General features: G+C 42.9%; 9 protein-coding genes and 1 pseudogene. 4 read left to right on the top strand and 6 right to left on the bottom strand.

Annotated features, from left to right (window positions below):
• Nucleotides 1–31: 31 nt before the first annotated feature.
• Nucleotides 32–1549, bottom strand: a complete 1518-nt coding sequence (locus BM210_RS32275) for an ABC transporter substrate-binding protein (protein WP_091176792.1) — start codon at nt 1547–1549, stop codon at nt 32–34.
• A gap of 187 nt (nt 1550–1736) precedes the next feature.
• Between BM210_RS32275 and BM210_RS32270 the strand changes: the two genes are divergently transcribed.
• The 3 genes from BM210_RS32270 to BM210_RS32260 are packed head-to-tail and all read left to right on the top strand — an operon-like array spanning nt 1737 to nt 5174.
• Nucleotides 1737–3524: a sensor histidine kinase gene (locus tag BM210_RS32270; RefSeq protein WP_143101140.1), complete on the top strand. Its 1788-nt coding sequence runs from the start codon at nt 1737–1739 to the stop codon at nt 3522–3524.
• A 6-nt stretch (nt 3525–3530) separates the two neighbouring features.
• On the top strand, nt 3531–4826 hold the full coding sequence (locus BM210_RS32265) for a response regulator (RefSeq protein WP_091176790.1): 1296 nt from the start codon (nt 3531–3533) through the stop codon (nt 4824–4826).
• A 42-nt stretch (nt 4827–4868) separates the two neighbouring features.
• Complete coding sequence (locus BM210_RS32260) at nt 4869–5174, top strand: helix-turn-helix transcriptional regulator (protein ID WP_091176789.1); 306 nt, start codon at nt 4869–4871, stop codon at nt 5172–5174.
• 760 nt (nt 5175–5934) lie between these two features.
• On the opposite strand, the gene BM210_RS32250 is transcribed toward BM210_RS32260, so the two are convergent.
• The 4 genes and pseudogenes from BM210_RS32250 to BM210_RS32235 form a co-directional block, all read right to left on the bottom strand.
• Nucleotides 5935–6441: a DUF4188 domain-containing protein gene (locus BM210_RS32250; protein WP_091176787.1), complete on the bottom strand. Its 507-nt coding sequence runs from the start codon at nt 6439–6441 to the stop codon at nt 5935–5937.
• Between the two features lie 203 nt (nt 6442–6644).
• Nucleotides 6645–6857, bottom strand: a complete 213-nt coding sequence (locus tag BM210_RS32245; RefSeq protein WP_091176786.1) for a hypothetical protein — start codon at nt 6855–6857, stop codon at nt 6645–6647.
• Between the two features lie 863 nt (nt 6858–7720).
• Nucleotides 7721–9085: pseudogene (locus tag BM210_RS32240) on the bottom strand (IS4 family transposase).
• Between the two features lie 149 nt (nt 9086–9234).
• Nucleotides 9235–10059, bottom strand: coding sequence for a hypothetical protein (locus BM210_RS32235; RefSeq protein ID WP_091176785.1), 825 nt, complete (start codon nt 10057–10059; stop codon nt 9235–9237).
• Nucleotides 10060–10826: 767 nt separating this feature from the next.
• Between BM210_RS32235 and BM210_RS32230 the strand changes: the two genes are divergently transcribed.
• Nucleotides 10827–11219 (top strand): hypothetical protein, encoded by a 393-nt coding sequence (locus tag BM210_RS32230; protein ID WP_091176813.1) that lies wholly within the window; start codon nt 10827–10829, stop codon nt 11217–11219.
• Nucleotides 11220–11409: 190 nt separating this feature from the next.
• Here the strand turns inward: BM210_RS32230 and BM210_RS32225 are convergent, their stop codons facing one another.
• Entirely contained in the window at nt 11410–11847 is a 438-nt protein-coding gene (locus tag BM210_RS32225) for a hypothetical protein (protein ID WP_091176784.1), read from the bottom strand.
• Between the last annotated feature and the right edge of the window lie 291 nt (nt 11848–12138).

Below are 12138 nucleotides of genomic sequence, written 5' to 3'. Positions count from 1 at the left end.
TCTCATCCTCATTCAATGATTAGGCACAATCTTACTTGATGTAATCTTTGGTAGGGTCCCAATCCGATGGCGCAATGAGAACATTGCGGGAAATTTTGATACCACTGCTGGCCATGGCCGCTATTTGCTCATCCACAATTTTTTCCATCTTCTGATCATAATCCTTGGCCAGCGACTCGTAATCTTTATTCCCAATGACAGCGAGGTTGATGAGCTCGTTCAGATTCGGCTTGGGCGCATTCGCCTGTATAGCGGAAAGCAGCTTTTCGGCATTAGGATCGATTTGGGTCGGATAAGGGCCTACACGGAGATCGGTTTTGGCGCCCTCAAGAATTTGTCTGGCAACCTTGTCACGTCCCTCATCCGGCTGCGCGAATCTATACTTATCGAAAAATACGGTCGGCAGCTGCACAATATTGTACCAGCCTTCGTGAAATTCCGGCGTACTGAAGAACTCAATCGCTTTCCAGGCTGCTTCAGGGTGCTTCGACTTCGAAGTAATGCCGTAGAAAGGCTCAGATACCCCATAAATCGCCTTATATCCTTTTCTTCCTGAATCCGGAACCGGCATCGGTGCGAGCACCATGTTGATTTGCGGGTTCAGCTTGCGAATTTCGGGAGCCACCCAGTTTTGTCCTATAAACATCGCTACACTTCCTGTAGCAAATTGTTGGTACAGCTTGGCCAAATCGACAGATTCAAACCCGGGCATAAACGTTTTATCTGCATTCATGCTTTGCAGGAATTTGACCGCTTCCACCAGCTGCGGATTGCTGGCCGCCGATTTGCCAGTCTTCGTATCGTAAATAAAGGCGCCTTCCGTCAAATGCGCATCCAAATATTTGCCATTATTGGTTTCAAACAAGTTAATTCCATCCAAGTTCACCGAGGAAGTTGTAGAATAACCGTATACTTTGCCGCCACCATCCTTCGTCATCTTGGCCCCCATCTCCCTTAATTCCGACCAGGTTTTCGGTGGGGCGCTGTATCCGAACTTTTTAAGAATGTCCATATTGACGTACAGCGGGCGAAATGCCGTTTCCCGGTTATCGTTGAACGGTATGCCGTATAATTTGCCATCGATATACAGTCTGCCTCCTGGACTAAAAAAGTTGTTCGGAAATCTCTTCTTAAATTCCTCCGTAACATAAGTATCTAACGGACGAATCCAACCTTTCTCATAAGAAATCGTCATTTTCGTCGCTATGCTGCCGTTCATCCGAATAATATCAGGCCAATCGTCGGAAGCGAACATTAATGTAGTCGTATTGCCGTACTGCGCGGAAGGAATGAATTGAACCTGCAAATCAATATCCGGGTTGAGGTCATTGAATTTCTTTACCTGGCCTTGGTAATAGGGCTCTTCATCCGCTGTCCCTCCCGTGGGCAAGACTAGCTTGACTACTTTCTTGGAGTTGTCGCTATTTTTTCCTCTGCCCGAATCACCGGATGGACCGGATTCAATGCCGGAGCAACCGCTTACAAATAATGTCGTAGTAAGTACAACCAAGCCTGCGATTCGTTTGTAGTTCCTTTCTGGACTTTTCATTTGGCTAACGCCTCCCTTAACTATTGTGCAGCTTCCTCTTCATTATAATACCTTGCAGTGGGAAGCCATTGTGTAACATTCTACGATCAGGGTGTAAACATCAATGCTTTGAATCGCTCTTCAATCTACAATTCGTGTTTACAACGGGGAAACCGCATATTAAAATGGAGTCAAACTTGCGGCAGAGGTGAATTCAATTCTAAAAAAAATGGTCAAGCGCAATATTCTCCCTTTTTTCAACCAAATTCGGTTCAAAATTTTTCTAATCAGCTCGATTTTACCGCTGACGGCTGCGTTGACCTTAGGGTTTATAGTGTTTCATTATTCCATTACCATAATTACGAATAACGAATACGAGCGTATCCAGATGCTTGCCAAACGAACTGATGACCAGCTGAATCAATATTTGTATGATATGCGCATGGCTTTCAGTTTGCTGTCGAGCGATATTGTCCGAAATGGTTCGACCTTGACACATGCAGATATTGTGAAAGTATTGGAGCAATACAAGTTTGGATCTGCCTCTTTCTGGCAGGAAGTTTACTACATCTCCAACGATTTAACCAAATACCCGTCCTTAGGCACCAAAGACCCTCCTCAAAACAAGCTCAAGCAAATAGTCGACGAAACCGTCCAAGACAATACGAACCTGTTTTCTATCGGCCCTTATTTGGATGCTGCGAAGGGGTTGACCTTTTCTCTCTCCAGAATGGTACGTATCGGCGCCGATATCAATGGTGTACTCGTAGCCGATGTCAACTTGTCCAATCTGAACGATTCCATCGCCAAAATTAATTTTGACCGCCATATCTCCATGATTTTGTACAATAAACAGTACGATCCCGTGCTGACCGACATCAAAATGACAAGTGACAAGTACAGCCATTTGATGCCTGTACTCAAAGCATGGCTGCAAGATAAAGAGCATACTCGTGGTTTTATCGAGGTCAAGGAAACCCATACCCGTTATTTGGTCACCCGTTCCTTTATCGGCTTTAATGATTTCTCCCTAGTCTATTTTGTGGATGAGAACAGTTTTCTGTCCAAAGTGAATGATCTGAGATCGTTCGCCTCTTATTTGGCCATCATTTGTTCACTGGTCATGATTGTGCTGTCCCTTCATTTGTCCGGATATATTAATAAACCCATCACCAAAATGATTCGGGACATGGAAAAGGTAAAGAGAGGAAACCTGCAAACCCGGATTCAATTTTCGCGCAATGACGAGTTTTTAACCCTTAGCAATTCCTTCAATGACATGTTGAACCAGATCGAAACACTGATTGAGGAAAAGTCGCAAGTGGAGGTGATGAAAAAACAATTTGAATTGAAAGCGCTTCAAGCGCAAATTAATCCGCATTTTTTATATAATACGCTGAACTCCATTAACGCTTTGTTGGATCTCAAACGGACCGAGCAAATACCGGTCATTGTTCATTCTCTCGTGAGGTTATTTCAATATACGATGGACAAGCAGGGCGAATGGGTCCCTGTCGAAACGGAGCTAACCGGGCTGCAGTATTATGTCGAGCTTCAGCAAATCCGCTACGCCAATAAGTTTAGGGTCGAGTATCACCTGAGCGAAGAGCTTCTGAAGTTGGGGATCTTGAAGCTGACTTTGCAACCTATCGTCGAAAACTGCATTTTCCATGGGATCAAAGGGAAGCGAAAGCAAGGCATCATTAAGATTGGAGGTGACGTTCTACCGGACCGTTCTTCGGTAATGCTATACATTGAGGATAACGGAGTGGGGATACCGCCAGAGCGGATTATTACTCTGCTGGAACAGGTGGATCAAACGACCTTAACGAAGCTTGCAGGCTATAACTCCATTGGTTTGAAAAACGTGCATGACCGTTTGCAACTCCACTTCGGCCCGGAATTCGGCTTAAAGATTCGGAGCGAGGTAAACAAAGGTACGCGTGTTGAGATTCATTACCCTGTTGTGTTTCCAAATCGATCTGAAAGGGAGTGAATTTTTATGAATCAGAACATCCGGTTGATTATTGTCGACGATGAACCCTTGGTTAGAGAAAGATTCCATTACGGATTCGCTTTGCAGGAAAATGGATTCGAAATCGTAGGCGACGCCGAGGACGGTGAAGAAGCTTTACTGCTGTGTGAACAATTGCATACGGATATCGTGATCACGGATATCGTCATGCCCCGAATGGACGGACTTGAACTGACACTCAGGTTAAAAGAAAAGCATCCGACAATCAAGGTCATCATCTTGTCCAATTATCAGGAATTCGAGTTCGCCCGCAAAGCCGTTGCCCTCGGAGCACTGGGATATATGCTGAAGGTGACGTCGTGGAATGAAGAGCTGCTGGCCTTGCTGAAGCAAGCCCGCTTAGAAATTGAGGAGGAGCGCTCCCATATGCTGGACCAAATCAACGTCCGGCATCTGCTGCATAAACAGCTCCCGGTTCTCCGCAAACAATTTGTGCTGGATGTGCTGAATAATACCTTTGCTAATGAGGAAATTGCCCAACAGTTAATCGATTTGAAGCTTCATCCTCCTACCTCCGCTTTTTCGGCGGCCGTTATTCATATTGATGACTACACCGGCCTTCATCAAACGTATTCTACCCGAGATATGGCGCTCTTTAAATATGCGCTTGCCCAGATCTTGGAGGAACTTTCTTTTCACTGCTGTAAATGCAACATTCTGGCTTGGAATGATGGTGAGCTTCTGCTGCTCCTTCACTGGAATGAGGCCTGTATAAGGCAAGACGAAGAGTATGAACGATTGGCTCTAACGGTATTTACGAAGATGAGCCATGCAGCCATACAATATTTGCCATTTACCCTATCGGTCAGCTTCAGCAGTATAAAGCCGCGTCCGCCCGGTCTACCGCTGTCGAAATTTTTGCACCATTCATTAAAGGAAGCTCTTCGGGAAGCGGAGACTGCGGGCAAGCAGCGCTTTTATTCAGGAAACAACAGCTTTTCCATGTACACGCCGGACGACCGCTACGCCTCTATGGATAAAGAGTCAGTTCGACAACTAAACAATGCGTTGGAAAGCGTCAACAGCGCGGCTGATCCAAGCTATATCAAGAAGGAGATTCACGAGCTCCTCATCTCCAAACTAGAAGAAGCGCGGTTTCACCCTTTACAGGTCATGGCTTGGCTGGAGCAGACGGCAGAACACCTCTTCCAGTTGGATCCGACAGTGCATAAATACATAGAAAAGCTGCAAATGGTAGAAACGCTGCATGATGTCGAACCCTTCCTTCAACTTTTGACCCGAAACAGACAAACGGAACTGTAGCTTCCACACGCAAGTGACCCTAACGTCCATTACCGTGAAGTTGTGGAGAGGGCTCTGCTGTACATCACCGCCCATTACCATACGCCGTTCTCTATCACCGACATTTGCCAGCAGGTAAACGTTACTCCGAATTATTTCAGCTCGATTTTCAAAAAAGAAATTGGCATCAATTACACCGATTACTTGACCAACTTTCGCATGATTCAGGCCAAACGGTTGTTAACCGAAACCAGCCTGCTGGTGCAGGAGGTCGCAGAGAAAATTGGAATTCCCGATTACAACTATTTTACGCGGCTGTTCCGCCAAAACGTTGGTTGTAGCCCCAGCTCTTATCGTAAAGGAGGTTAGGTGAAATTGTTTATGTATACCCAGCACGATTGTACAATTATTGGCATTAGTTCTATCTGTGTAACCCATTCTCTCTCCTCTGTTTCAATTCCTATTTTATGCAATTGAAATACTTGCACCGGGGCTGCGTTGTTACTATGACTAAATTTTGCGATACTTGTTACAAGGGTCCTTGTTTTTAAGGAAAAGCAAATTTTTGATATGTTTTATGATTTGTATATGTATAGTTGCCGATTATGGTTGAGCAGTAACTTATTGCATTTTATTTGCCCGACTCCTGTACCCAATGAAACAGACGCTGGGATACGATTATTTGTTCCAAAGAAAAGGCTACGTGAACTGACTATGGAAAAAGTAAAAACAGATATCTCGAATATCTCGGATATCTGTTGATAAATAAAGTAATATAAGATTTCTTATTGTGTTTATAAGGATAAGAGTGGTTGCCGGCCAGCCGAGCGTTCCGCCCAATCACGTGATACCGCATTCAGGTATGCTGCGCTGCAGTAGCTGGCGACGCTTCAATGGAAATTTAAAGCCTGAAGATGAGGAGATGCGCAAGCTACGCAAGCAGCTCGTAGACTTAAAAGAAAAGAATGAAATCTTAAAAAAGGCGGCGCCTACTTTGCGAAAAATCTGAAATAATTACGTTCAGACTCATCTATGAACATCGATTTGAATTTCGGATTGAAAAGATGTGCCAATTACTAAACGTTCCTTTAGTATCCAAGCACCTCGTTAGCGCAATGCTCTACGACGATTATTGAGGATTTACTGGAGTCGGCACGGCGGGCTCATTCTCCCCTCCCATACGGCGGCGCGACGTCTCCATTTTGCCAACAGCCGGAATATGCTCCGACACCTTCGCAAGCCCAAACACCGGCATATTACCGTATACGCACTCATACTCGTCGGCTCTGATCTTAAAGGTTTCATGGTAAATTCCGACTGTTCCATCCGTTCCGACCTTGCGGTTGAAATTTCGCCATGCGGTAAGATGCTGCCCTCCTCGGGCATACGACTCCTGTTGCTCATACGAATCCCAATATTGGAGCAGATGGACGCTGCGCCAGCCCAGCATGAACTCCGTGCCACGGAAGCCGAGCTTGCGATTGGTGTAAAGTTCCCGCACCATGGGTCCCATTGCCAGAAATACCGGTAGCCATTTGTGTACAGCCCAGAGCCGATTGACGCGCATGCCGATTAGGAAGACGACGAAATCCCCCTCCATACGAGCTGTGTATCTTCCCGGTATTACTTTCGCCATTGAGATTCATCTCCCTGAACATATCGTTATTAATTAATATATATGTAATCAAAAATAGGAAAAAGTTTGTTAGTCCTTCTCACAGTAAGGTGAAAGCTCGGGCAGCTCCAATACCTCTGACATTACCGCAGCCATCCCAAGGCCAATGAAGCTAGACGCCTGAAAACCGGGCTGCGGAATCTGAACTCGCTCGAATTTTCCCTTTACCACCTGATGTATATGGGCAAAGCCTTCCTTGACCTTTGACGAATGATCGGCTCAGCCGTCGTGAACGCCTGAATCGACAGAAGCGTTTTGTTCTGGTGTATTTCCAACAGGTCATAGAACGCTGTACCCATCTGATCCATCAGTTGCTCCGCCGGCGCCACAACTTCCCCGAATATGCCTGCAATACGTTGGACGGACTGCTGCAGCACTGCGATAAACAGATCTTCCTTCGTATTGAAAAATGAAACACATTCGGCCGCGTAATCCCCACTGCGTGAGCGATATGTGTAATATCCCTACTTGGCGAAGACGGTTATGGCGGCTTCGACAATTTGTTGTTTGCGGTCTTCTTTGACCACTTCTTGATGCTCTCCATATTTATTACTTAATAAATACATGAGCCATCGCAAGCTGTCAACAATTTTTTCCAATAGAGCAGAATTATTGTCTCCTGAAGTCAAATTTTTCGTTCAGCACTTTTATAATGGACCATACATATCGTTATTGTTCACTTCTGTCCGTTAGTTGAGAATTGATTATCATCTCTTGAAAATCCCACCATATTCATTTTTTATATCCTTAAGCTATCCATCCATTTGCATAACAAAAAAAGTCATGAACCGATCCGTCTGGAATGGGATCTGTTTCTTGTCATTGGCTCGTCGCTATTTACGAGGATCTTAATCGGACTATATTCTTGTCACACGACAATTACTCTTTAAGTCATATAATGTGTTTTTTCGATCATCAAATAATAGTTTTCAAAAATCCCTAATTTCTTTGGAGAAGGCTGCCGATTCGAGATCCTTATTTCCTTTTTCTTGTGTGCTTGGAATCACTTCTTCAACTACAACAAATATCCTTGCTCCAGCCACAAAGCTCAATGCATAAATAAGGTAATATGGTTCAATTTCACCTCTTATAGGGGTCCCACCACATGCCCATCAAGCTAAGAATAAAGAAAAAGGAACAGATGCTAACGTTCGTCACTTGATCCAAATCAATTAGCTTAGAACTGGATTTTGTACAAACTTAAATAAGCCTTGGGGCTTCGTTTTAAAAATTTCTTTCCCTAGGCAGCGGATCGTGATTTCTGTCTATACTCATAGACTACACCTAGAATGTCAAATACGGTTTTCTTCTCATACCGATGTGACTTGCGTCCATTCTTTTCAATCATCCGATAGAATTGGAGAAGCACCCGCTGGACATCAGCCGCTTTCTTTCTTTTTCATCAACAAAAGCCTGCGCATCTGAAACATGAGAGAAGAACTAAGCAAAATGGCGATCAACTGCCCGTATACATGACATTCAAAACGTTCGGTTTGATTGGTTTGCATCGGTCAATATGGAAGATGGATTTCCACGTTTTAAATAAAATCTCGATTTGCCAGCGTAGGGAATACAGGTCATGGACATGCTCTTTTTTTAAGTAAATGTCAGGGGCATTGGTCATGTAGATATTGATGGCACTTAAGCGTTTTGTTCGTTCTTTGTAAGTCATGATTTTCTTTTTCTCCTGTTTAGCACGCATCAGGAGCCGCTTTTGAGTCTGTTCTTCCGTAAGTTTGCAAATGAGAAGCCGTGTATGAAATTTTTTATAGAGACCCAGATACACTTCGGGAAGTTCTACCATTTCTCCGGATTGAAGGCAATTCATGATCGCTTCCAAATCGATTTCTTTGAACAATGATTGTTTTTTTACCTTGCCATCCTTGAATTGTTCAACTTCCTGATTTTGTTCATATACGCGGATATTCAATTTTAACCGCGAAACATAAAAAGCTCCTCGCTGCTCTATTTCTTCGAAGTCTTCTAAACAAAAGTAGCCCAAATCTCGAATACAAAGGTCGTTTATTTCCACCGTTTTTGCTCGTTTTGAACCATATAGACCGTCGTTGTTTTTTCCGGGGCCAACATCCACTTGTAAGAATTCTCCGGTTTTCAACTCGTATTCGAATTGAATTTTCATACCAGCCGTATGAGAACTTCCTCCGGATCCCTGGTAACGGTCGGCATAGGGATCTGGAAGTTGAAAAACAGTCGAATCCAAAATAAGGATTCGATGAAAATAGGAGTTACATTCACAAGGCAGTGAGAAGGAAGCCGAGATTTTTTCTTGGAGAAGCGTTGAAAAAAGAGACTGCAGGAAGGCAACAGCAGAGGGATTGAACCGCTGGTTCAATCCCTCTGCGCTCATCGAAAGATGATTGGAGGCATCAAGTTGGCTACATAATCGAGTGAGGGGAGTCATAGATACATGATCATTTAAAAAGACACATAAGGAAACCAAATCCTGCGCGGTATATTTGCTTTTTCGTTGGACGAAGCCAGCTTTTCTAGCGAGTTCCTCAAGTTGGGTAGGAGAAAAATGATATTGAAGCTGTTGGGCTAGTAAATGCATTTCTTCACTGATAGAAAGTGGAATAGAATTCATGTTAAACCATCCTTTCTATGGAATTATGCTTGATATAGAAAGGATAGATTATTTTTCCAGTTTGGGGTATAGATTCATTTAGCTTGATGGGCATGTGGCGGTACCCCTAATAAGGACGGTTATTGGTGTATTACAATGCTGAAGGCTTATTAAGAAGGAGTATAAGATAGACTGGCACTAAATGATAGTTGGGTGATATCAGCTGCTGAGGGATCCGTCGACATAAGCGTCCTTACGCGAATATTAATACGATCACCCGCAGCAACTATTAATGATCCCCCAACATTTATATTCGTTGCGGTACGGAAAGTACCAGCTGTAATGATATTATTCGGAAATCCGAATCTAACCGAACTAGTCAGCGGCGTTGTAACGTAAGGTGAAGAAATATGATCAATCCCATTATTAGGAACTGATGGTGCGAGGAATACTGTAAAATCATATTGAAGACCGAGAGTATTTATAGAAACGACAGAAGCAACCAATAAATCAGCACTTATTTGTAAATTTTGAACAGTACCTGCAAAGGGAATTGGGAAAGCAAAACCACCTGCTTCGGGTGGCATAGTTGATTCTCCAGAACCGTCAATAACTTCAACCGTGTGATTACCAAAACCCATTAAAATTGGAGCAGCTGATACTACTGTAGCACCGCTGATGATGATACCCGTTGAAAATGGAATTAATCCTCCGGATCCTGCTGCCCCTTGTGCACCTGTAGCTCCTTGCGGGCCTTGAGTTCCTTGTGCACCTTGAGTTCCTTGAATTCCCTGAGCACCTTGCGGGCCTTGCGGGCCTTGAGTTCCTTGTGGTCCGGGAGGCCCTCCTGCAGGGCCTTGTACGCCTTGTGGTCCCGGAGGGCCAACAACCGTTGGAGTAGTAATATTTACTTCAGGCGGTGGACAAGTTACCTGAGTTATTTTTTTTATTACTCGAAGACAACGTTTCTTTTTTTCTCTTCGGAGGGCAAACAATTATGGTTTTCTTTTTACACCGTTTCTTATCATCTAGACAACTCATTTAATGACATCTCCCTATAGATCTGGTTCAGTGTTCGTGGGTAGTTTATTTCAGGATTGGACTGATAACCTGCTTTAGCTAGACTAAAAACTATTTTTCGAAAAATAGGTTAATGATGAGATAGTTTCATCCTTGGCTTTACTACAATATCCCACACGTTTTCAGTTATTAATGGGTACAGACTTTTGTCAAAATCAATGACAAAATCTATATCGAAAATAATATGAAAATGTGCAAAACACCATAGTATTAATGCATATCCCCGAACATCTTAATATGCATATTATAGCTATATAAAACAGGTTGTTGATTAACTAAATTATATAATTTGAAATATCAAAGAAATTTTGTGTCTGAACCATAAACTAAATTCTCTCAATCCATCAACGGAAATTGGTATATTTAAATGCTGATAATCCAGCCAAAAAAACTCAATCTACAAACGAGCTTATTATTCAGGTATGACTTGCGTCTAGTTTGTAAAGCGTTGTCCTATTAATCTGCAAGCTTATCAATAGATTCAACTTCCTTTCGTTTGTTTGTAGGGCTACAAAAGCTCTTCCACCATTAAGGATGTTTATTTAGTGTGTTATCAATAAACTCGAAGGGTGTGGTTAAGGTGTCTCAGAGAATATATGTAAGTGATTCCCATTTTTCTTGTTGCCACGTTTGTAGAGGCATGACAGTAAACATGTTAAGCTTTGCAGATTTTTATGCGTTGATGCCTTCTGATAACGCAGCAACAGTTGCTCCAGGTACAGACGTAAGTTTCCCGCAAAATGGACCTACGAGTGGAACTGTTATTACCCGTACTGGAACCAGTACTTTTAACTTGTCCGCAATTGGCACTTATCAGGTCTTGTTTCAGGTGAGTGTGACCGAAGCAGGCCAATTGATTTTAACTCTCAATGGTACTGACCTAGTCTATACGGTGGTCGGGCGAGCAACAGGTACTTCTCAGATAGTAGGAATGGCTCTTGTGCAAACAACAGTCATCAGTTCAGTACTCACTGTACGTAATCCTGCTGGCAATTCCACGGCACTTACCATCACTCCTCTCGCTGGAGGAACAAGGCCTGTTTCAGCACACCTTGTTATTACGCAAATCGCATAGAAGGGAAATAGAATGCATACACAAGTCCCGTTTCCCGTCAGCCTACCATACCGCAGACTCTACTGAAATAGCTTTGCATTTCACAATAAGCAAATAGACTAGCTGATAAAATGGACTGCAGTAGGCAATGCGAGAATGTCTAAGAAAAAGAAAATAAATGTTCAGTTTTTTGCAGACATATGAACAATCATTATGCACTTCTGGAGCGAATCATTAATTCGAATTTACCTTTGCAAATTTTACCCTCTTCGCTTGTTCTGGTGCACATTATTCTTAAGTTTTTAATAGAGCCTACAACAAAAACAGCCTCTTGATATTCATCTATTGTCTGCTCAATTTTCTTTTTTGACTTCATATTTATGGTAGCTTTCATTTTGCAGTCCGATTCGTTTTCGATTTTTAAGACACTTGTAGATGGGCGGCGAATACCTACGGTCCGAAAGTAAACACGGGACTCTCCATCGCATTTTTGAAATATACGACCGCATATTTTTATTTTTCCACATATATCAAATCTCGGCTTCTTTTTGCATCTCTTCTTTTTCCTCTTTGATGAGCAGCAGCCTGTTTTTACATTAACAACGGTCTTTTGGCGTATCGTTTGAGTAACTGTTTTCAAATCCCCCAACCTCGCTCTCCATTAACATCCTTGGAATTTAGTTTATTTATGCTATGGGTAAACCGTACTAAGACAAATAACCATTTATCGAATATGCGTTGCAAATGGGCAAGTTATTAGAGGTACTAGCGGATACAGGCTATCTTCTAGTTACATAGTTATATATTCAATACTGATTTATAGGAGGAAACCTAATTTATGAGTGGATGTAGCGGTAATAATCAAACCTTAGCGGTAGGTAATCATGAGTGTTGTAGTCAAACCTCATTTGTGCAGGATAAATTGTGTGCTCCTTATACT

It is taken from the genome of Paenibacillus sp. 1_12 (assembly GCF_900114475.1).
GTDB lineage: Bacteria > Bacillota > Bacilli > Paenibacillales > NBRC-103111 > Paenibacillus_S.
This window is presented reverse-complemented; position numbering and strand designations above follow the sequence as displayed.

Bases quoted from the DNA above. Each gene is read 5' to 3' on its own strand.
- BM210_RS32275 (WP_091176792.1), bottom strand. From the start codon at position 1,549: ATGAAAAGTCCAGAAAGGAACTACAAACGAATCGCAGGCTTGGTTGTA.
- BM210_RS32265 (WP_091176790.1), top strand. From the start codon at position 3,531: ATGAATCAGAACATCCGGTTGATTATTGTCGACGATGAACCCTTGGTT.
- BM210_RS32250 (WP_091176787.1), bottom strand. From the start codon at position 6,441: ATGGCGAAAGTAATACCGGGAAGATACACAGCTCGTATGGAGGGGGAT.
- BM210_RS32230 (WP_091176813.1), top strand. From the start codon at position 10,827: ATGCCTTCTGATAACGCAGCAACAGTTGCTCCAGGTACAGACGTAAGT.